Source organism: Pseudomonas sp. Pseusp11, from assembly GCF_047304405.1.
Taxonomy (GTDB): Bacteria; Pseudomonadota; Gammaproteobacteria; order Pseudomonadales; family Pseudomonadaceae; genus Aquipseudomonas.
This window is the reverse complement of sequence record NZ_JBGLZF010000013.1, coordinates 78,564-99,245: the sequence shown is the minus strand read 5'-3', so window position 1 is coordinate 99,245 and position 20,682 is coordinate 78,564. Positions and strand designations below refer to the sequence as shown.

17 protein-coding genes are annotated in these 20,682 nt (G+C 60.5%); 9 read left to right on the top strand and 8 right to left on the bottom strand.

Annotated features, from left to right (window positions below; all coding sequences use genetic code 11):
* Nucleotides 1–88: 88 nt before the first annotated feature.
* From phaC to ACCC96_RS13080, 7 genes are all read right to left on the bottom strand, one after another.
* Complete coding sequence (gene phaC, locus ACCC96_RS13110; RefSeq protein ID WP_258672087.1) at nt 89–1,768, bottom strand: class II poly(R)-hydroxyalkanoic acid synthase; 1,680 nt, start codon at nt 1,766–1,768, stop codon at nt 89–91.
* 254 nt (nt 1,769–2,022) lie between these two features.
* A complete protein-coding gene (locus tag ACCC96_RS13105) occupies nt 2,023–2,403 on the bottom strand; it encodes a gamma-butyrobetaine hydroxylase-like domain-containing protein (RefSeq protein ID WP_018929151.1) in 381 nt (126 codons plus the stop codon).
* Between the two features lie 205 nt (nt 2,404–2,608).
* Entirely contained in the window at nt 2,609–3,949 is a 1,341-nt protein-coding gene (hslU, locus tag ACCC96_RS13100) for an ATP-dependent protease ATPase subunit HslU (RefSeq protein WP_019581849.1), read from the bottom strand.
* 54 nt (nt 3,950–4,003) lie between these two features.
* Nucleotides 4,004–4,534 carry an ATP-dependent protease subunit HslV gene (hslV, locus tag ACCC96_RS13095; protein ID WP_007936812.1) on the bottom strand — a complete coding sequence of 177 codons (531 nt, stop codon included), beginning with the start codon at nt 4,532–4,534 and terminating at the stop codon, nt 4,004–4,006.
* A 312-nt stretch (nt 4,535–4,846) separates the two neighbouring features.
* Entirely contained in the window at nt 4,847–5,557 is a 711-nt protein-coding gene (locus tag ACCC96_RS13090) for an SPOR domain-containing protein (RefSeq protein ID WP_007936813.1), read from the bottom strand.
* Nucleotide 5,558: 1 nt separating this feature from the next.
* Nucleotides 5,559–7,295 (bottom strand): arginine--tRNA ligase, encoded by a 1,737-nt coding sequence (gene argS, locus ACCC96_RS13085; protein ID WP_413696046.1) that lies wholly within the window; start codon nt 7,293–7,295, stop codon nt 5,559–5,561.
* Nucleotides 7,296–7,521: 226 nt separating this feature from the next.
* Nucleotides 7,522–9,741, bottom strand: coding sequence for a primosomal protein N' (locus tag ACCC96_RS13080; RefSeq protein ID WP_413696045.1), 2,220 nt, complete (start codon nt 9,739–9,741; stop codon nt 7,522–7,524).
* 170 nt (nt 9,742–9,911) lie between these two features.
* Between ACCC96_RS13080 and rpmE the strand changes: the two genes are divergently transcribed.
* The 3 genes from rpmE (at nt 9,912) to ACCC96_RS13065 (ending at nt 12,405) form a co-directional block, all read left to right on the top strand.
* Nucleotides 9,912–10,130 carry a 50S ribosomal protein L31 gene (gene rpmE / locus ACCC96_RS13075; RefSeq protein ID WP_018929146.1) on the top strand — a complete coding sequence of 73 codons (219 nt, stop codon included), beginning with the start codon at nt 9,912–9,914 and terminating at the stop codon, nt 10,128–10,130.
* Nucleotides 10,131–10,165: 35 nt separating this feature from the next.
* Nucleotides 10,166–10,957: a thermonuclease family protein gene (locus ACCC96_RS13070; protein WP_413696044.1), complete on the top strand. Its 792-nt coding sequence runs from the start codon at nt 10,166–10,168 to the stop codon at nt 10,955–10,957.
* Nucleotides 10,958–11,136: 179 nt separating this feature from the next.
* The gene (locus tag ACCC96_RS13065) at nt 11,137–12,405 is read left to right on the top strand and encodes a malic enzyme-like NAD(P)-binding protein (RefSeq protein ID WP_019581853.1); all 1,269 of its coding nucleotides are present in this window, start codon (nt 11,137–11,139) and stop codon (nt 12,403–12,405) included.
* 132 nt (nt 12,406–12,537) lie between these two features.
* Here the strand turns inward: ACCC96_RS13065 and ACCC96_RS13060 are convergent, their stop codons facing one another.
* A complete protein-coding gene (locus tag ACCC96_RS13060; protein WP_413696061.1) occupies nt 12,538–14,976 on the bottom strand; it encodes a penicillin-binding protein 1A in 2,439 nt (812 codons plus the stop codon).
* Nucleotides 14,977–15,193: 217 nt separating this feature from the next.
* Between ACCC96_RS13060 and ACCC96_RS13055 the strand changes: the two genes are divergently transcribed.
* The 6 genes from ACCC96_RS13055 to aroK are packed head-to-tail and all read left to right on the top strand — an operon-like array spanning nt 15,194 to nt 20,580.
* Nucleotides 15,194–16,258 (top strand): pilus assembly protein PilM, encoded by a 1,065-nt coding sequence (locus ACCC96_RS13055; protein ID WP_019650785.1) that lies wholly within the window; start codon nt 15,194–15,196, stop codon nt 16,256–16,258.
* Nucleotides 16,258–16,824, top strand: coding sequence for a PilN domain-containing protein (locus ACCC96_RS13050; RefSeq protein ID WP_019581856.1), 567 nt, complete (start codon nt 16,258–16,260; stop codon nt 16,822–16,824). The genes ACCC96_RS13055 and ACCC96_RS13050 overlap by 1 nt, the downstream gene beginning before the upstream one ends.
* Complete coding sequence (gene pilO / locus ACCC96_RS13045; RefSeq protein WP_019581857.1) at nt 16,821–17,444, top strand: type 4a pilus biogenesis protein PilO; 624 nt, start codon at nt 16,821–16,823, stop codon at nt 17,442–17,444. The genes ACCC96_RS13050 and pilO overlap by 4 nt, the downstream gene beginning before the upstream one ends.
* Nucleotides 17,441–17,968: a pilus assembly protein PilP gene (locus ACCC96_RS13040; RefSeq protein ID WP_019650782.1), complete on the top strand. Its 528-nt coding sequence runs from the start codon at nt 17,441–17,443 to the stop codon at nt 17,966–17,968. Before pilO ends, ACCC96_RS13040 begins: the two co-directional genes overlap by 4 nt.
* 13 nt (nt 17,969–17,981) lie before the next feature.
* Nucleotides 17,982–20,057 (top strand): type IV pilus secretin PilQ, encoded by a 2,076-nt coding sequence (gene pilQ / locus ACCC96_RS13035; RefSeq protein ID WP_019650781.1) that lies wholly within the window; start codon nt 17,982–17,984, stop codon nt 20,055–20,057.
* A 4-nt stretch (nt 20,058–20,061) separates the two neighbouring features.
* Nucleotides 20,062–20,580 carry a shikimate kinase AroK gene (gene aroK / locus ACCC96_RS13030; RefSeq protein ID WP_019581860.1) on the top strand — a complete coding sequence of 173 codons (519 nt, stop codon included), beginning with the start codon at nt 20,062–20,064 and terminating at the stop codon, nt 20,578–20,580.
* The last annotated feature ends 102 nt before the right edge of the window (nt 20,581–20,682 follow it).

The window sequence follows — 20,682 nt, the reverse complement described above, 5'->3', positions numbered from 1 at the left end:
CGTCGCAGAATGTTCGAGGCTGGCCTCGAGGCTGATTGATGACAATCGCGGCACCTCCCAGTGCCGCGGACTGCGAGTTGTTTGAAGCTCAACGTTCGTGCACATACGTGCCTGGCGACGCTTCACCCGCGGGATAGGCCTTGTTGCCAAGGTTGGCGGGGGACTTTTTCAGTTTGCCCGAGCGTTCGGCCTGCCACGCCTGCCAATGCAGCCACCAGGAGTCGGTGTGCTTGGTGGAGTTTTCCATCCAGTCCTCGGCTTTGACCGGCATGTCGGTGCTGGTCATGTAGCGTGCTTTCGGGTTGCCGGGCGGGTTCAGAATGCTCTGGATATGTCCGCTGCTGGACAGCACGAACTCGACCTTGCCGCCGAACAGTTGTGCCGACTTGTAGCAGGACTTCCACGGGGTGATGTGGTCGTTGGTGCCGGCCAGGGAAAAGATGTCGGCAGTGACCTGTTTCAGGTCAATCGGCGTGCCGCACACTTCCAGTGCGTCAGGGCGGACCAGTGGATTGTTTTTGAACATCTCGATCAGGTCGCCATGGAAAGCGGCCGGCAGGCGAGTGGTGTCGTTGTTCCAGAACAGAATGTCGAACACCGGTGGCTCGTTGCCCAACAGGTAGTTGTTGACCCAGTAGTTCCAGATCAAGTCGTTGGGGCGCATCCAGGCGAAGACTTTCGCCATGTCGCGGCCTTCCAGCACACCGGCCTGGTAGGAATGGCGCTTGGCGGCTTCGAGGGTCTGCTCGTCGACGAACAGGGCCACGTCGCTGTCGAGGGTGGTGTCGAGCACGCTGACCAGCAGTGTCAGGGCGTTTACTTTCTTTTCGCCGATCGCTGCGTAATGACCCAGCAGGGCGGTGCAGGTAATGCCGCCGGAGCAGGCACCGAGCATGTTCACGTCTTTGCTGCCGGTGATCGCGGTGACTACATCGACCGCTTCCTTGAGCGCTTCGATGTAGGTCGACAGACCCCACTCGCGTTGTTCCTTGGTCGGGTTGCGCCAGCTGACGATGAACGTCTGCACGTTGTTGCGCAGGCAGAAGCGCGCCAGGCTCTTGTCCGGGCTCAGGTCGAAAACATAGAACTTGTTGATTTGCGGCGGCACCACCAGCAGTGGGCGTTCATGCACCTGCTCGGTGATCGGCTTGTACTGGATCAGTTCCAGCACGTCGTTGCGAAAGACCACTGCGCCTTCGGTCACGCCTAGGCTCTTGCCGACTTCGAACGCGCCCATGTTGACCTGGCTCGGCATCCCGCCATTGTGGATCAGATCCTTGGCCAGATGGGAGAGGCCGTCGAGCAGGCTTTTGCCGCCGGTTTCGAAGAAGCGTTTGACCGCCGCCGGGTTGGCCGCCGTGTTGGTCGGGGCCATGGCTTCGGTCATGAGGTTGATCACGAAATGCCCGCGAGCGACGTCCTTGGGCGAGAGATTGCTCTTATCGATCCAGGTGTGGAGCTCCTTGCGCCACGCCAGATAAGTTTGCAAATAACGTTTGTAGAGAGGGTTTTGACTCCAGGCCGGGTCGAGGAAACGGCGGTCGTCGCTTTGCGGTTGAAGCTCGGATTTTCCGAACAGCACGTTCTTGAGTTCGATGCCGAAATGGGCGACGTGCCTGGCACTGTGGATGGGTTGTCTGATGGCCTGGGTCAGCACCATTCGAGCGGAACCCAGTAGATCCTTTCTACGCAGCCCAACAACAGGATTCAGTCCCAAGGTATTTTCTGAAGCCTGGAATTTCAGGTCATCGTTTTGCTTGTTACTCATCTACGACGCTCCATTGTCCTGAGGCGAGTACCTGAGCCCAGCTGTGTAGTCACACAATGCGCCAGGTACTACTGCTCGGGTGACCGTTGATTGCATAGCTGCTTTTCAGTTCAGAGAGCACTGCACGGAACTTGCCAGCTCCATTGGTTACCCGAGTTTAATTTTTTTCGCAAGCGGGCCAATCGTTGACCCGGCAGCCAAGCATTCAAACAGATGGAATTAGAAAATGCCCTCTAAATACCTAGAGGCCTGACTTAGAGCATCAGCTTGACGACCGACTCGTTCGGATCACGGGTCTTTCCAGCCGCTTTGAGTTCGGCAAGATAATCGTTCCACAGATCCTCTTGGCGCACCGCCAACTGGTACAGATATTCCCAAGTGAACAGGCCGCTGTCGTGGCCGTCGTCGAAGGTCAATTTCAGTGCGTACTGACCGGCTGGTTCGACCTTGCTCAGGCCTACGCCGATCTTGCCAAATTGCAGGATAGGTTTGCCGTGGCCCTGGACCTCGGCGGAAGGAGAGTGCACGCGAAGGAATTCTGCGGGCAGGTGATACTCCTCGCCGGACGCATATTTGAGCGTCAGGGTTTTCGAGGCTTTGTGCAGTTTGATGTCGGTGGGGAGTTGGGTCGTCATGGGGCCGATCTTCCGTTTGTATGAAGGCCCTGTGTCGGCGGGTGACCTGTGGCGAGGGAGCTTGCTCCCGCTCGGCTGCGTAGCAGTCGTAAATCCGGCGAATGAGGTCTTGTAGATAAACCGCATTCACCGACTTTGGGGCCGCTTCGCGACCCAGCGGGAGCAAGCTCCCTCGCCACAGAAGCCCGCTCACACAGAATGAGACCTACAGGATATAACGGGACAGGTCTTCGTTCTGCGCCAATTCGCCCAAGTGGCTGTTGACGTAATCGGCATCGATCAGGATCGCCTTTTCGTCATGGGTGCTGGCCAGATCGCCGGCGCTGAACGACACCTCTTCAAGCAGACGCTCCAGCAAGGTGTGCAGGCGACGTGCGCCGATGTTCTCGGTCTTCTCGTTGACCTGCCAGGCAATCTCGGCAATACGCTTGATGCCGTCCGGCTGGAACTCGATGAGCAGCCCTTCGGTTTTCAGCAGCGCGCAATACTGCTCGGTGAGCGATGCATGCGGCTCACTGAGGATGCGCTCGAAATCTTCCGGGCTCAGGGCCTTGAGTTCGACCCGAATCGGCAGGCGACCTTGCAGCTCCGGCACCAGATCGCTCGGCTTGCTCAGGTGGAACGCACCGGAGGCGATGAACAGGATGTGGTCGGTCTTGACCATACCCAGTTTGGTGTTGACGGTGCAGCCTTCGATCAGCGGCAGCAAATCGCGCTGTACGCCTTCACGGGATACGTCGACGCCACCGGTATTGCCGCGCTTGGCGACCTTGTCGATTTCGTCGATGAACACGATGCCGTGTTGTTCGACAGCTTCCAGCGCCTTGGCCTTCAACTCTTCTTCGTTGACCAGGCGACCGGCTTCTTCGTCGCGAACCAGTTTCAGCGCTTCCTTGACCTTGAGCTTGCGGCTCTTGCGCTTGCCCTTGCCCATGTTGGCGAACAGGCTCTGCAACTGGTTGGTCATTTCTTCCATGCCCGGTGGCGCGGAGATATCGACGCCGGTGATTTCGGCGACTTCGATTTCGATCTCCTTGTCGTCCAGCTGACCTTCACGCAGGCGTTTGCGGAACAGCTGGCGGGTGTTGGAGTCCTGGGCCGGGGCGGCGTCTTCGTTGCTGAAGCCCATGCGTGCCGGAGGCAGCAACGCGTCGAGGATGCGCTCTTCGGCAGCGTCTTCGGCGCGGTGGCGAACCTTGGTCATTTCCTGTTCGCGCAGCAGCTTGATCGCCGCGTCGGCCAGATCACGAATGATCGATTCGACGTCACGGCCGACATAGCCCACTTCGGTGAATTTTGTTGCTTCGACTTTGATGAACGGCGCGTTGGCGAGTTTGGCCAGGCGACGGGCGATCTCGGTTTTACCGACGCCAGTCGGGCCGATCATCAGGATGTTCTTGGGGGTGACTTCGACGCGCAGCTCTTCGGGCAGCTGCATCCGGCGCCAGCGGTTGCGCAAGGCAATGGCGACGGCGCGTTTGGCATCGTCCTGGCCGATGATATGGCGATTGAGTTCGTGGACGATTTCACGGGGGGTCATGGGCATAGTAATTGGCGGTCCTCAAGCAAAAGTAAGCCGTGGCGCTAGGCCAAGACAGGCTTACTCAGCGAGATCCTGCTCCTCGATGGTGATGTTGTGGTTGGTGAACACGCAGATGTCGCCAGCGATGCCCAAAGCGGTTTCGACGATTTCCCGGGCCGACAGGTCGGTCTTTTTCAACAGCGCGCTGGCCGCAGCCTGGGCGTAGCCGCCGCCGGAACCCATGGCGATCAGGCCTTCTTCAGGCTCAACCACGTCACCGTTGCCGGTGATGATCAGGGAGGCATCCTTGTTGGCGACCGCGAGCATGGCTTCGAGGCGGCTGAGGGAGCGGTCGGTGCGCCATTCTTTGGCGAGCTCGACAGCAGCGCGAACCAGGTGGCCCTGATGTTTTTCGAGTTGGCCTTCGAAACGTTCGAAGAGGGTGAAGGCGTCAGCGGTAGCCCCGGCAAAACCGGCGATAACCTGACCGTGGTACAGGCGGCGAACTTTCTTCGCGTTGCCTTTCATCACGGTATTGCCGAGCGAAACCTGGCCGTCGCCGCCCATGACGACTTTGCCGTGGCGGCGAACTGAAACGATGGTGGTCAAGGGAGAGTCTCCACGCAGCGGGGCGAAAATGCCTTATGCCAACTCATATGGGGGTGGTGGAGCGTTTTTCAACTGTAGGACGCGGCGGGGGACGAGCGGTGTGTCATTTGCGAAGGCGGGTGCAAGTGAATCCCTGTGGCGAGGGAGCTTGTCGGATTGCCGCACCGTCCCGTTCGGCTGCGAAGCAGTCGTAAATCCGGGCATCGCGGTTTGTCTGGCATACCGCGATGGCCGGATTGGGAGTGCTTCGCACTCCAGCGGGAGCAAGCTCCCTCGCCACAAAAGCAGATTGCTTCTGGCTGTAAAGTGGGATCAGCGGCTCTGGCGTTGTTGTAACAACAGGTTACTGAAGCCGCTGCCCGCCAGTTGCTTCTGGGCGGTGGTCAGTTGTTCGCGGTTGCTGAACGGGCCGACCAGTACCCGGTACCAGGTCTCGTCCTTCACCGTGCCGGATTCAACCGCCACGGCCTGACCCAACAGGATAATCTGCGCCCGAACCTTGTCGGCATCGGCTTGCTTGCGGAACGAACCGGCCTGCAGGAAGAACTTGGTCACCGGCGCCGCTTTTGCCACCGGTGGCGCTGGCGGCGGGGTGATGCCGGCCAATGCCGCTTGAGCCCGGGCAGTGTCGATCTTCGCCGCTTCCGCAGGCGTCACTGGCGTGGTCGGTACGGCCGGCACTTGTGGTGTCGGCAGGGTTTTCTCCGGCACCGCATCCGGCGGCACGATCACTTCCGATTCCGGCAGCAAGGTGTAGAAGTCGTACTTCGGCTTCACCGGTTGCGTCGGGCTCGGCGGGGTCTTGTTGGCCTCGGCGATCTTGGTGGCTTTCTGCTGCTGCTCGACCTTCTCGCGCTTGACGCTGTCACTGCCCTTGCCTGGCTCCAGCTTCATCAGGAACACAATGAACGCGCCGACCGTCAGGCCGATGGCCATCCACAGCCAGCCCGGGATCGGTTGCTTTGCAGGAGCTTGGTAACGGCTGGCGCCACGCTTGGGTGCAGGTTTTTTCTTGGCAGCCAACTTACATACGCTCCAGAGTTTCCAGACCCAAGAGTTCCAGGCCTTGCTTGAGAGTGCGGCCGGTCAGTGCGGCAAGGCGCAGACGGCTCTGCATTTGCGCCGGGGTGTCGGCGCTGAGGATCGGGCAGTTCTCGTAGAAACTGGAGAACAGGCCGGCAACATCGTACAGGTAGGTGCAGAGAATGTGCGGCGTGCCTTTGTCGGACACGTTATTCAGGATTTCGCCGAACTGCGCCAGTTTCGCCGCCAGCTCATGTTCGTGCGGCGCTTCGAGGACGATTTGCCCTTCGACTTCGCTGAAGTCCTTGCCAAGCTTGCGGAATACGCCGGCCACTCGGGTGTAGGCGTACAGCAGGTACGGTGCGGTGTTGCCTTCGAAGTTCAGCATCAGGTCGAAGTTGAAGCTGTAGTCGCTGGTGCGGTGCTTGGACAGGTCGGCGTACTTCACCGCGCCAATGCCCACGACCTTGGCGATGTTGCGCAGCTCGTCTTCGGCCAACTCCGGGTTCTTCTCCTTCACCAGCGTGTAGGCGCGTTCCTGGGCTTCGGTCAGCAGGTCGATCAGCTTCACGGTGCCGCCGTCACGGGTCTTGAACGGACGGCCGTCGGCGCCGTTCATGGTGCCGAAGCCCATGTGTTCCATATCCATCGGATGGGTCACGAAGCCGGCCAGGCGCGCGACCTGGAACACTTGCTGGAAGTGCAGGGCCTGGCGCTGGTCGACGAAGTACAGCGCGCGATCGGCTTTCAGCACGCCGCTGCGGTAGCGCACGGCCGCCAGGTCGGTGGTGGCGTAGAGGTAGCCGCCGTCGGCCTTGACGATGATCACCGGCAGCGGATCGCCATCGGCGGTCTTGAATTCGTCGAGGAACACGCATTGAGCACCGTTGCTCTCGACCAGCATGCCTTTGGCCTTGAGGTCGTTGACCACGTTGATCAGGTCGTCGTTGTAGGCGCTTTCACCCATCACGTCGGCCATGGTCAGCTTGACGTTCAGCAGTTCGTAGATTTTCTGGCAGTGGGACAGCGAGATGTCCTTGAACTTGGTCCACAGGGCCAGGCAGTCCGGGTCGCCGGCTTGCAGCTTGACCACCAGGCCACGGGCGCGGTCGGCGAACTCTTCGGACTCGTCGAAGCGCTGCTTGGCGGCGCGGTAGAAGTTTTCCAGGTCCGACAGCTCGTCGCTGGTGATCGGGTTTTCCTGCAGATAAGCCATCAGCATGCCGAACTGGGTGCCCCAGTCGCCGACATGGTTCTGACGGATCACGGTGTCGCCGAGGAACTCCAGCACCCGGGCCACGCCGTCGCCGATGATGGTCGAGCGCAAGTGGCCGACGTGCATCTCTTTGGCCAGGTTCGGGGCCGACAGGTCAACCACGGTGCGCTGCACCGTGCCGGCCTTGCGTACGCCGATGTGGTCGTCGGCCAGGGCCGCGTCCAGACGAGTCGCCAGGGCTTGAGTGTTCTGGAAGAAGTTCAGAAAACCTGGGCCGGCGATTTCGGCTTTGGAGACGTTTTCGTCAGCCGGCAGCGCGGCGATGATTTTCTCGGCCAGGTCACGGGGCTTCATGCCGGCCGGTTTGGCCAGCATCATCGCGATGTTGCTGGCGAAGTCGCCGTGAGTCTTGTCACGGGAGTTTTCCACCTGGATCGCCGGCGACAGGCCTTCAGGCAACACACCTTCGTTGACGAGTTGGGTGATGGCTTGTTGGATCAGCTGGCGAATGGTGTCTTTCATGGTCTTCTCTTTCGACCGCAGGCGCGGCGGCGCTTCGATGCGCTGGTGGAAAAACTGGGCATTATCCGTTGCGAAGACGGGCTTGCCAACTATAGCGGGCAGGTTATGGATATGTGGTGACAAAAGCGGCCGCCTTCGCGGGCAAGCCTCGCTCCTGCAGAGGCGGTGTGCGGATCAGCAAGATCCGTTGTAGGAGCGAGGTTTGCCCGCGATGGCGATTTTGAAATCAATACAAATCGACCGGATCGACATCCAAAGACCAACGCACCGCCCGCCCACTGGGCATCTGCTCCAAAACCAGCAACCAACTGCTCAACAATCGATGCAGCGGCGCCCGGGCCGTGGCTTGCAGCAACAACTGCGCGCGATAGCGCCCGGCCCGGCGCTCCATCGGTGCCGGAACCGGCCCCAGCAACTCGATGCCGGTCAGATGCTGTTCGGCCAGCAGTCGTTCGGCCTCGCTGCACGCTTCATCGAGGAACCCTTCGGCCTGCCCCGGTTTGTGCGCTTCGGCCCGCAGCAGCGCGAGATGCGCAAATGGCGGCAACCCGGCGGAGCGGCGTTCGCTCAATGCCTGTTCGGCAAAGGCGAAATAGCCCTGCTCGGTCAGTTGCACCAGCAGCGGGTGGTCCGCCAGGTGCGTCTGGATGATCACTTTGCCCGGCTCTTCGGCGCGGCCCGCGCGTCCGGCGACCTGGACGATCAACTGCGCCATGCGCTCGCTGGCGCGGAAGTCACCGGAGAACAACCCGCCGTCGGCATCGAGAATCGACACCAGTGTCACCCGAGGAAAGTGGTGCCCTTTGGCAAGCATCTGTGTGCCGACCAGAATGCACGGCTGGCCTTTCTGGATGGTCGCGAACAACTGATTCATCGCGTCTTTGCGTGAAGTACTGTCGCGGTCGACCCGCAGCACCGGGACGTCCGGAAATAGAATCCCCAAGCGTTCCTCGGCACGCTCGGTGCCGGCGCCCACGGGCCGCAAATCGACCTTGCCGCACTTTGGGCAATGCCGAGGCACGCGTTCGACGTAGCCACAATGGTGGCAACGCAATTCGCCCGAGCGCTGGTGCACGGTCATTCGCGCGTCGCAGCGCTGGCATTCGGACATCCAGCCGCAATCGTGGCAGAGCAGCGTCGGGGCGAACCCTCGGCGGTTGAGGAACACCAGCACCTGCTGGCCGGCGGCGAGGGTTTGACCGATGGCTTGCTGCATCGGTCCGGAAATGCCGCTGTCCAGTGGGCGACTTTTTACGTCCAGGCGCAGGAAGCGCGGTTGCTTGGCACCACCGGCGCGCTCATTCAGGCGCAGCAGGCCGTAACGACCGGTGTAGGCGTTTTGCAGGCTTTCCAGCGAAGGCGTGGCGGAGCCGAGGACAATCGGGATGTTTTCCTGCCGGGCGCGAACCAGTGCCAGGTCGCGGGCGTGGTAGCGCAGGCCTTCCTGCTGTTTATAGGAGCCGTCGTGCTCTTCATCGATGATGATCAGGCCGGGGTTCTTCATTGGCGTGAACAGCGCCGAACGGGTGCCGATAATAATGTCGGCTTCGCCATCCCGCGCGGCCAGCCAGGCGTCCAGGCGCTCGCGGTCGTTGACCGCGGAGTGGATCAGTGCGATGCGTGCATTGAAGCGCTGTTCGAAGCGCGCCAGGGTTTGCGGGCCGAGGTTGATCTCCGGGATCAGCACCAGGGCTTGCTTGCCGGCCTCAAGGGTTTCGCGGATCAGCTGCAAATACACTTCGGTCTTGCCGCTGCCGGTGACGCCGGCCAGCAGGAACGCGTGATAACTGTCGAACCCGGCGCGAATCGCTTCATAAGCGGCGCGCTGCTCCGGGTTGAGCGGCAATTCCGGTTGTGCCAGCCAGTGTTCGTGGCGAGCGCCGGGCGCGTGCCTGCGGATGTCTACCTGCACCAGATCCTTGGCCAGCAACAGGTCGAGGCTGTCCTTGCTCAGCATCAGTTTGCTCAGCAACTGATGGGCGACGCCGTGGGGATGTTGCGCCAGGGTCGCCAGGGCTTCACGCTGTCGCGGCGCGCGGGCGATGCGCGGGTCATCGAGGCTGGCACCAGGCGCGGCGGACCAGAACCGCTCCTGACGGGCTTCGGCCAGTTCACCCTGGCGCAGCAACACCGGCAGCGCCCAGCTCAACGTGTCGCCGAGGCTGTGCTGGTAATACTGGGACGTCCACAGGCACAGCTTGAACAGCGCGGGCGGCAGCGGCGGTACGGCATCGAGCAGCGCCAGCGCCGGTTTGAGCTTTTCCGTCGGGACCTCGCTGTGGTCGGTGATCTCCACCAGAATCCCGATCATCTCCCGTCGACCGAACGGCACCCGCAAGCGCATGCCCGGGTGTAACTGGGCGCGCAGGACTCCGGCCGGCGCGCGATAGTCGAACAGGCGGCGCAGGGGCGAAGGCAGGGCGAGGCGCAGAATGGCGTTGGGCACGCGATTGTTTTCTCGATAGGGGAGCGATGACGAAGGCCGGGAGCCTAGCAGACGGTCGGTTTCAGTGACAGCTTGCGTGATCGGCATTGTCTGGTAGAATCCGCGGCCTAATTACGTGCGGTATTCAACAATAGTGTTGGGTGGCGGCACGCTAGCCTGAGGAAGACACCATGAAAGCTGATATCCATCCAGAATACCCAGCAGTTGCTGTTACCTGCAGCTGCGGCAACAAGTTCGAAACCCGTTCGACCTACGGCAAAGCCCTGGCGATCGACGTTTGCAACGAATGCCACCCGTTCTACACCGGTAAGCAAAAGACTCTGGACACTGGCGGCCGCGTTCAGCGTTTCGCAGACCGTTTCGGTGCTTTCGGCGCGAAAAAGGCCTAAGGCCGATCAACTTGGGAGGCCGTTACGGTTTTTCCATGCTGATGAAAAAGGCGTCCCTCGCGGGCGCCTTTTTTATGCCTGTGATTTGGCTTTCCGCTGCCCAGGCCTTCTGCCCGGCACCGAGCGGGCTGACGCCGGTTGTGGTGCAGCGGGTGGTGGATGGCGACACCTTGCGTCTGAGCGATGGGCGCAGTGTGCGCATGATCGGTTTGAACACGCCGGAGCTGGGCAAGCAGGGGCGTTCCGACGAGCCGTTCGCCGTGGCCGCGCGCAAACGCCTGGAAGCCCTGGTGGCCGCCAGCGACGGGCGGGTCGGTTTGCTGTCGGGTAAAGAAGGCAAGGACCATTACGGTCGCACCCTGGCCCATGTCTACAGCGTCGATGGCGCCAACCTCGAAGCGCAGATGCTTGCTGAAGGTCTCGGTTTTCAGGTCGCGGTAGCGCCGAACGTCGATTTGGTCGGCTGCCAGCAGGCGGCGGAACGCAGTGCTCGTCAGGCCGGCCTCGGGCTGTGGCGACAGTCACCTGTGCTGAAAGCGGAGCAGATCAACGCGTCCGGCTTCGCCGTGCTCAGTGGCCGTGTGAGCAAGGTTCAGCGCAATCGTGGCGGGGTTTGGATCGAGTTGCAGGATTCAGTTGTATTGCGGGTTGCACCCAATATGTTGGGCCAGTTCGATGGCGCATCGCTTGAAAGGCTCATAGGCAAGCAAATCGAGGCTCGTGGCTGGGTCGTGGATCGTTCGCGCCGTGGCGGACTGAAGCCCGGACAGGCGCGCTGGCTTTTGCCGCTGACCGATCCGGCGATGTTGCAGGTCGCACCGCAATAAAAATTGTAGACATTTATTCTGTAGATTGTGAACAGTCCATCCCTTGTATTCCGTGGCTCTTGGCCCAAAGTCGTAGGGCAGGGCGCTTGACAGGGGTGACTGGTCAGTCTTGTGGGGACTTTGCGACACGAGTATCCTCGGCGGTCCGTCTGTCCAACAGTAAAAAGCGGAATGCCCACATGTCTGATTTGAAAACTGCCGCTCTCGAATATCACGCCAATCCTCGTCCAGGGAAGCTGAGTGTCGAGCTCACCAAGGCCACTGCTACCGCCCGCGACCTGTCGCTGGCCTACAGCCCCGGCGTAGCCGAACCAGTACGCGAAATCGCCCGCGATCCTGAACTGGCCTACAAATACACCGGCAAAGGCAACCTGGTTGCAGTCATTTCCGATGGCACCGCGATTCTGGGCCTGGGTAACCTCGGTCCATTGGCTTCCAAGCCGGTGATGGAAGGTAAAGGTGTTCTGTTCAAGCGCTTCGCCGGCATCGACGTGTTCGACATCGAAGTCGACTCCGAAAGCCCGCAAGCCTTCATCGACACCGTCAAGCGTATCTCCATCACCTTCGGTGGCATCAACCTGGAAGACATCAAGGCACCTGAATGCTTTGAAATCGAACGCGCTCTGATCGAGCAGTGCGACATTCCGGTATTCCACGATGACCAGCACGGCACTGCGATCGTGACCGCTGCCGGCATGATCAACGCCCTGGAAATCGCTGGCAAAACCCTGGCTGACGCCAAGATCGTCTGCCTGGGCGCCGGTGCTGCCGCCATCTCCTGCATGAAATTGCTGGTGAGCATGGGCGCCAACATCGAAAACATCTACATGGTTGACCGTACCGGTGTGATCCACTCCGGCCGTGACGACCTGAACCAGTACAAGGCTGTGTTCGCTCACGCGACCGACAAGCGCACCCTGGCTGACGCGCTGGAAGGCGCTGACGTGTTCGTTGGCCTGTCCGGCCCGAACCTGCTGAGTGCTGAAGGCCTGAAGTCCATGGCGGCCAACCCGATCGTGTTCGCGTGCTCGAACCCGGATCCGGAAATCTCCCCGGAGCTGGCACACGCCACTCGCAACGACGTGATCATGGCCACCGGCCGTTCGGACTACCCGAACCAGGTCAACAACGTACTGGGCTTCCCGTTCATCTTCCGTGGTGCCCTGGACGTTCGCGCCAAGCGCATCAACGAAGAAATGAAAGTGGCTGCTGCCAACGCCCTGCGTGAACTGGCCAAGCTGCCAGTGCCTCAGGAAGTGTGCGACGCCTACGGCGGCATCAAGCTGGAATTCGGTCGTGAGTACATCATCCCGAAACCAATGGATGCCCGTCTGATCACCGTGATCTCCGATGCCGTGGCCAAGGCTGCGATCGAGACCGGCGTGGCGACCCTGCCGTATCCGAAGAACTACCCGCTGAAAAGCGTGGATGACGTGTTCAACGGCTAAGCCGTTGTAGCGCTTCAGCCAAAGGCCCCGGCTCATTCTGAGTCGGGGCTTTTTTGTATCTGAGGGGTTTGCAGGCAGGCAATAAAAAGCCCCGCACTTCTTTCGAAGGCGGGGCTTTTTGGTGTGCGGCGATCAGAACAAATCGATCGGCGCCGCTTCGTCCGCTGGCAGCGGGCTGCCCGGCACATTGCCGTTACCCAGCTCATTCACCGACGGTGGCGTATCTTCGGCCTTGAACAGCTCAAAGTAGGCGCCTGGCGTGCTTGGGGTGGCTGCACGACCGCTGACCGGGTCGACCCGCAGGCTGAGGATGCCTTCAGGTTCCGGCTGGGTATGGGCTGGCTTGCCTTTGAGGGCGGCGCCCATGTAGTTCATCCAGATCGGCAGGGCGACGGTGCCGCCGAACTCGCGTTTGCCCAGGCTTTCCGGTTGGTCGAAGCCGGTCCAGACGGTGGTCACGTAATCGGCGTTGTAGCCGGAGAACCAGGCGTCCTTGGATTCGTTGGTGGTGCCGGTCTTGCCTGCAATGTCACTGCGGCCCAAGGCCAGCGCACGACGGCCAGTACCGAGCTTGATTACGTCCTCAAGCATGCTGTTGAGGATGTAGGTAGTGCGGCCATCGATGATGCGTTCGGCCACCGCTGGCGCTTGTGACACTGGCTGGGTGCCCGGCGCTTCGCCTGGGGTGGCGTTGACGGTGAAGGTATTGGCGGCCGGCACGGCGATGCCGTCGCTGACTACGTTGCCTTTCGGAACGCTCGGCGGGTTGGCAACGAACAGTGTGTCGCCGTTGCGGCTTTCGATCTTGTCGATGATATACGGGGAAATCTTGTAGCCGCCGTTGGCGAAGGTGCTCCAGCCGGTGGCGATTTCCATTGGTGTCAGGGTCGCGGTGCCCAGTGCCAGGGACAGGTTGCGTGGCAGGTCCTGCTTGTTGAAGCCGAACTTGCTGATGTAGTCGATGGTGCGGTCGACGCCCAGCGCTTGCAGCAGGCGGATCGATACCAGGTTGCGCGACTTGTAGAGCGCTTCACGCATGCGGATAGGACCGAGGAAGGTGTTGGTGTCGTTCTTCGGGCGCCAGACCTTGTCCAGGTACTCGTCGACGAACACGATCGGTGCGTCGTTCACCAGGCTGGCGGCGGTGTAGCCGTTATCCAGGGCGGCACTATAGACGAACGGCTTGAAGCTCGAACCCGGCTGACGCTTGGCCTGCATGGCGCGGTTGTAGTTGCTCTGCTCGAAGGCAAAACCGCCGACCAGGGAACGAATGGCGCCGTTCTGCGGATCGAGGGACACCAGTGCGCCCTGGGCCTGCGGAATCTGGCTGAATTTGAGCGAATTGTCCGGCTGACGTTGTACGCGAATCAGATCGCCGACCTGCGCGACGTCCGACGGCTGCTTCGGATTGGCGCCCATGCTGTTGGTGTTCAGGAACGGACGGGCCCACTTCATGGTGTCCCAGGCAACATGCTCTTCGCCGGTGCGGGTCAGCACCTGCACGCCGTTCTTGTCGACCTGGGTCACGATCGCCGGTTCCAGGCTGCTGATGGTCCGCTGCTTGGTCAGTTCCAGGGTCCAGGCCTCTCGGGTTTTACCCGGCAGGCGTGACTCGGGGCCGCGATAACCGTGCCGTTGATCGTAGGTCATCAAGCCTTCGTGAACCGCGCTGTTGGCCATTTCCTGCAAGTCGCTCGGCACCGTGGTGGTGACGCGGAAACCTTCGGTGTACGCATCGCTGCCATAGCGACCGACCATTTCGGCGCGGGCCATTTCGGCGACGTACGGTGCGTTCACTTCCGGGGTCGGCACGTGATAGCTGGCGTTCAGCGGTTCGTTGATCGCCGCGGTGTAGTCGGCTTCGGTGATCTTGCCGAGCTTGTACATGCGCCCCAGGATCCAGTCGCGACGCTCCTTGCTGCGGGCCGGGTTGGCCAGCGGGTTGAAGCGCGACGGGGCTTTTGGCAGACCGGCGATCATCGCCATCTGCGCCAGGCTGACATCACGAATCGACTTGCCGTAATAGACCTGCGCCGCCGCCTCGATGCCATAGGCGCGGTTGCCCAGATAGATCTTGTTGACGTACAGCTCGAGGATTTCGTCCTTGGTCAGCTGCCGTTCGATCTGCAGGGCCAGGAGAATTTCGGTGGTTTTGCGCGAGAAGCTGCGTTCGCTGCTCAGGAAGAAGTTCTTCGCCACCTGCATGGTGATGGTGCTGCCGCCGGACTGAATGTGTCCGCTCTTTACCAGCTGGGTGGCGGCACGCATCAGGCTGCTGGGATCGACGCCATAGTGGTTGGCGAAATTGTCGTCTTCAGCACTTAGTAACGCATTAATGAAATTGGGGGGAATGTCGGCGAAACGGATCGGCGTACGGCGCATTTCGCCAAATTCTGCGATCAACTTGTTGTCGCTGCTGTACACCCGCAAAGGAATCTGCAACTGAATGCTTCTCAGCGCCTCCACAGATGGCAATCCAGGGCTAAGGTAAAGAAAGGCGCCGCTCAGACCCAGGAGCAGTCCGCAGAAAACGGCGACGATGGACCAACCGAAGAATTTCAGCAGACGAATCAAGGCTTTTGGATATCCAGGGCAAAGAATGAATTAGGCATCAGGGTTCAGGCTATAAAGAGAATGACCCGCGCTTGCAGTGAAAGCGGAAAAACGCTCGGCATTATAAGCATTTTTCCGCAGGGAGCGTCATTTGCGCTTCTGTCAAGACGGGGGGTATTGAACGCAATGGATATTACAGAGTCCGTAACTCACGGATAGTCATAGGGAATTGGTAGTGCTAGGACTCTTCAATAAAAAAACCAATGCGCTTCTGGGGATCGACATCAGCTCTACGTCGGTGAAGCTGTTGGAGTTAAGCCGCCAAGGCGACCGTTATCGGGTCGAGGCCTATGCGGTCGAGCCGCTGCCCGCCAGTGCCGTGGTCGAAAAAAATATTGCCGAGCTCGAAGGCGTGGGGCAGGCCCTTGCGCGCGTGCTGCTCAAGGCCAAAACCAGCCAGAGGAACGTCGCCGTGGCGGTCGCCGGCTCGGCGGTGATCACCAAGACCATCGAGATGGACGCCGGTCTTTCCGACGACGAGATGGAAAACCAGCTGAAGATCGAGGCCGATCAGTACATCCCGTATCCGCTGGATGAAGTGGCGATCGACTTCGAAGTGCAAGGCGCGTCGGTGCGCAATCCCGAGCGGGTCAATGTGCTGCTGGCCGCCTGTCGCAAGGAAAACGTCGAGGTTCGTGAAGCGGCCCTGGCCCTGGCCGGGCTGACTGCGCGAGTCGTCGATGTCGAAGCCTATGCCCTGGAGCGATCGTTCGGCTTGCTGGCAACCCAGCTGGCCACCTCTCAGGAGCATCTGACCGTGGCGGTGGTCGATATCGGCGCCACCATGACCACCCTGAGCGTGTTGAACAATGGGCGGATCATCTACACCCGCGAACAATTGTTCGGCGGCCGACAACTGACGGAAGAAATCCAGCGCCGTTATGGCCTGACGGTCGAGCAGGCAGGGTTGGCGAAGAAACAGGGCGGTTTGCCGGACGATTACGTCAGTGAGGTCTTGCAGCCGTTTCGGGATGCGTTGGTGCAACAAGTGTCGCGCTCATTGCAGTTTTTCTTTGCCTCCGGCCAATACAGCTCGGTCGATCACATTCTCCTGGCCGGCGGCACTGCCTCGGTCCCAGGGCTGGATCGGTTGATCGAGCAGCGCCTGGGTACGCCGACCCAGGTCGCCAATCCATTCTCTGACATGACCCTGAGCAGCAGGGTCAACGCCAGTGCCCTGGCGAGCGATGCGCCGGCACTGATGATCGCCTGCGGGCTGGCCCTCAGGAGTTTCGACTGATGGCACGGATCAATCTTTTACCCTGGCGTGAAGAGTTGCGCGAAGCGCGGCGCAAACGCTTTTTGCTGGCGTTGGTCGGTGTGCTGGCAGGGTCGGTGGGGGCACTGCTGATCACGGACCAGGTCATTAACAGCGCCATTGATCGACAAGTCGCGCGTAACGATTACATCGCCAAGCAGATTGCCGTGGTCGACGAGCGGATCAAACAGATCAGCGATCTGAAGGCTCGTCGCCAGCAGCTCGTCGAGCGCATGCGCATCATCCAGGACCTGCAAGGCAACCGGCCGATCAGCGGGAGGATCTTCGATCAGTTGGCGCGCACCTTGCCGGACGGCGTGTATTTCACCGAAGTGAAAATGGTCGGCAAGACCTTGTCCATCACCGGCGCGGCGGAGTCCAACAATCGTGTTTCGGATTTGATGCGCAATCTGGATGCGTCCGACTGGTTCGATGCGCCCAATCTCACGGAAGTCAAAGCGAACACCGCCGGTCAGCTGGATCAGGCCAATGTTTTTCAGTTGACCGTCCGTCAGACTCAGCCGGCAATTGTGGGGGTGGCTAAATGAGGCCGTCCGAATGGCTCGAAGGGTTGCGCCAGATCGACATCAGCGATCTGGACACCAACAACATGGGTTCCTGGCCAAGGGCGATCAAGGTCCTTGCGAGTGTTCTGCTGATGGTGCTGGTGCTGGCCCTGGGCTATAGCTTCCTGATCAGCGACCTGCAAAGCCACCTGGAACTCAAGCGTGAGGAGGAGTCGACGCTCAAGGAGCAGTTCGCGACCAAAGCCCACATGGCGGCCAATCTTGAGCTGTATACCCAGCAGATGAAGGAAATGGAGAATTCCTTCGGCATGCTATTACGGCAATTGCCCAGCGACACCGAAGTGCCCGGCCTGCTGGAGGACATCACCCGCACCGGCCTGGGCAGCGGCCTGGAATTCGAAGAGATCAAGCTGCTGCCGGAGGTCACCCAGCAGTTCTACATCGAACTCCCTATCCAGATCACCGTCACCGGCGCTTATCACGACCTGGCCACTTTCGTCAGCGGTGTGGCGGGGTTGCCCCGGATCGTCACCCTGCATGATTTCGACCTGGTGCCGGCCAATCCCGAAGGCGGTCCGAAGCTGCGCATGAGCATCCTTGCCAAGACCTACCGCTACAACGACAAGGGGTTGCAGAAATGAACCCGATTCGTTGCCTGTCGATGGTGATGTGCCTGGTCATCCTGGCCGGTTGTGGTGGTGACAATGGTTTCAGCGACATCGACGCCTACCTGAACGAAGTGCGCCTGCGAGCGCCCGGCAAGATTGAACCAACGCCGACATTCCAGTCTTATCCGACATTCACCTACAGCGCTGCCAACCTGCGCAGCCCGTTCTCCCGGCAGGTCAGAGTCGATCTGGCTGGCCAGAAGCACGGCTCGCGCAACGTCAAACCCGACCCCAACCGGGTCAAGCAGTACCTCGAAGGCTTCAACATCGAACAATTTGAAATGGTCGGCACAATCTCCAATGCCTCCGGCTCCTTTGCGCTGCTGCGCGGGGCGGGCGGTGTGCATCGGCTGAAAGTCGGCGATTACCTGGGACGTAATGATGGGCGGATCGTCGCCATCAGCGCTTCGCAAGTCGATGTGGTCGAAATCGTTCCCGATGGCGAAGGCGCCTGGCTGGAGCGGCCGCGGACCATCCCTTTGAAAGAGCACTCATAGTGGAACTCGAACAATGAACAGGATTTTCTCAACCTTCGGTATTTCGCTATGGATAGCGTTTCTGTCGCCGTTGGTACAGGCGGCCAACCTCAAAGCGCTGGATGTCGCCGCGCTGCCCGGTGACCGTGTCGAGCTGAAGTTGTCGTTCGACGGGCCGCCACCGCAGCCGCATGGCTATACGACTGAGCAGCCTGCGCGGATTGCGCTGGATTTGCCGGGAGTTACCAGCCAGCTGGCGAACAAGAGTCGTGACCTGGGCGGCGGCAATGCCCGCAGCGCCACGGTGGTGGAAGCCAAGGACCGCACGCGGCTGATCATCGGCCTGACTCAACTGACTCCGTATAACGCACGCGTCGAAGGCAACAACCTGTTCGTGGTCGTCGGGCAGGCGGCCGGTAACAAGGCGCCCAAACCGATTGCCAGCGCACCGCGCGCGGCCACTGCGGTACCCGCGCCCGCCAGAGCCAGTGCTCCCGTGGGCAAAGCCATTCGTGGCGTGGATTTCCAGCGCGGCACCCAGGGTGAAGGCAATGTGGTTATCGATCTGTCGGATCCGTCCATCGCCCCGGACATACAGGAGCGCGATGGCAAGATCATCGTCGGCTTCACCAAGACTCAATTGCCTGAACGGCTGCGCGTACGCCTCGACGTCAAGGATTTCGCTACCCCGGTGCAGTTCGTCAACGCCAGCGCCACGGGCGACCGGGCCATCATCAGCATCGAGCCAAGCGGCGCCTTCGATTATTCGACCTACCAGACCGATAACAAACTGACCGTCAGCATCCGGCCGATGACGGTCGATGACTTGCAAAAACGCAACGCCGAACGTTTTGCCTACAGCGGCGAAAAGCTCTCGCTAAATTTCCAGGACATCGATGTGCGCTCGGTGCTGCAACTGATCGCCGATTTCACCAACCTCAATCTGGTGGCCAGTGACACGGTGCAGGGCGGCATCACGTTGCGCCTGCAGAATGTGCCGTGGGATCAGGCGCTGGACCTGGTGTTGAAAACCAAAGGCCTGGATAAACGCAAGATTGGCAATGTGTTGCTGGTGGCGCCGGCCGATGAAATCGCCGCCCGGGAGCGTCAGGAGCTGGAGTCGCAGAAGCAAATCGCCGAACTGGCGCCTCTGCGTCGCGAACTGTTGCAGGTCAACTACGCCAAGGCAGCCGATATCGCCAAGCTGTTCCAGTCGGTGACCAGCGCCGAGGCGAAAGTCGACGAGCGCGGTTCAATCACTGTCGATGAGCGGACCAACAACATCATTGCCTACCAGACCCAGGACCGCCTCGACGAACTGCGTCGCATCGTTGCACAGCTGGATATTCCAGTGCGTCAGGTGATGATCGAGGCGCGCATCGTTGAGGCCAACGTCGATTACGACAAAAGCCTCGGCGTGCGCTGGGGAGGTTCGGTGCAGAAGGGTAATTGGAACGGCTCCGGGGTCAACGGCTCTTCGACCACCGTCGGCACGCCGGGCAGCACCAGCACCAACTCGCCGTTCGTCGACCTTGGGACTTCCTCCAACACCTCGGGGATCGGCATCGCCTTCATTACCGACAATGTGCTGCTGGACCTTGAGCTGACGGCCATGGAAAAAACCGGCAACGGGGAAATCGTCTCGCAGCCCAAAGTGGTCACGTCCGACAAGGAAACCGCGAAAATCCTCAAGGGCACCGAAATCCCCTATCAGGAAGCCAGCTCCAGCGGTGCCACTTCAGTGTCGTTCAAGGAAGCCTCGCTGTCCCTGGAAGTGACGCCGCAGATCACCCCGGACAACCGCATCATCATGGAGGTCAAGGTCACCAAGGACGAACCGGACTACCTGAACAAAGTGCAGGATGTACCGCCGATCAAGAAAAACGAGGTCAACGCCAAGGTATTGGTCAACGACGGCGAGACCATCGTGATTGGTGGGGTTTTCTCAAATACTCAGAGCAAGGTTGTAGATAAGGTGCCATTTCTCGGTGATGTGCCGTATCTTGGCCGCCTTTTCCGGCGTGACGTGGTTTCGGAGAAAAAATCCGAGCTGCTGGTATTTCTCACTCCGCGTATCATGAACAATCAGGCGATTGCTGTGAGTCATTGATTCTGTGCGAAATTTGATTCTTGTTGGACCGATGGGGGCTGGAAAAAGCACCATCGGCCGGTTGCTGGCCAAAGAGCTGCGCCTGCCGTTCAAAGATTCCGATAAGGAAATTGAATTGCGCACGGGCGCCAATATCCCGTGGATTTTCGATAAAGAAGGCGAACCGGGCTTTCGTGACCGCGAGCAGGCGATGATTGCCGAGCTGTGCGCGTCCGACGGCGTAGTGTTGGCGACCGGTGGCGGAGCGGTAATGCGCGAAGCCAATCGTCGGGCGCTGCACGCCGGTGGTCGGGTGGTCTATCTGCACGCGTCTGTCGAGCAGCAAGTGGGCCGAACGGCTCGCGATCGCAATCGGCCACTGCTGCGCACCGCCGATCCGGCCAAGACCCTGCGGGACTTGCTGGCGATCCGTGACCCGCTGTATCGGGAAATCGCCGACCTGGTGGTGGAAACCGATGAGCGGCCGCCGCGGATGGTGGTGCTCGATATTCTCGAACGCTTGCAGCAGCTGCCGCCCCGTTAATGCACGGGGCGAAATGCGCTATCCTCGGCGTCCTGTCGCAGCCGCTCAAGGTTGTGGCGGATGGCTACCGGACGGCGTCACACCAGCAGACGCCATGGAATT

Coding starts and splice junctions, on each gene's coding strand:
- ACCC96_RS13065 (WP_019581853.1), top strand. CDS start 11,137: ATGTCTGATTTGAAAACTGCCGCTCTCGAATATCACGCCAATCCTCGT.
- rpmE (WP_018929146.1), top strand. CDS start 9,912: ATGAAAGCTGATATCCATCCAGAATACCCAGCAGTTGCTGTTACCTGC.
- pilO (WP_019581857.1), top strand. CDS start 16,821: ATGAGGCCGTCCGAATGGCTCGAAGGGTTGCGCCAGATCGACATCAGC.
- ACCC96_RS13105 (WP_018929151.1), bottom strand. CDS start 2,403: ATGACGACCCAACTCCCCACCGACATCAAACTGCACAAAGCCTCGAAA.
- ACCC96_RS13040 (WP_019650782.1), top strand. CDS start 17,441: ATGAACCCGATTCGTTGCCTGTCGATGGTGATGTGCCTGGTCATCCTG.
- hslU (WP_019581849.1), bottom strand. CDS start 3,949: ATGCCCATGACCCCCCGTGAAATCGTCCACGAACTCAATCGCCATATC.
- ACCC96_RS13050 (WP_019581856.1), top strand. CDS start 16,258: ATGGCACGGATCAATCTTTTACCCTGGCGTGAAGAGTTGCGCGAAGCG.
- argS (WP_413696046.1), bottom strand. CDS start 7,295: ATGAAAGACACCATTCGCCAGCTGATCCAACAAGCCATCACCCAACTC.
- pilQ (WP_019650781.1), top strand. CDS start 17,982: ATGAACAGGATTTTCTCAACCTTCGGTATTTCGCTATGGATAGCGTTT.
- phaC (WP_258672087.1), bottom strand. CDS start 1,768: ATGAGTAACAAGCAAAACGATGACCTGAAATTCCAGGCTTCAGAAAAT.
- ACCC96_RS13070 (WP_413696044.1), top strand. CDS start 10,166: ATGCTGATGAAAAAGGCGTCCCTCGCGGGCGCCTTTTTTATGCCTGTG.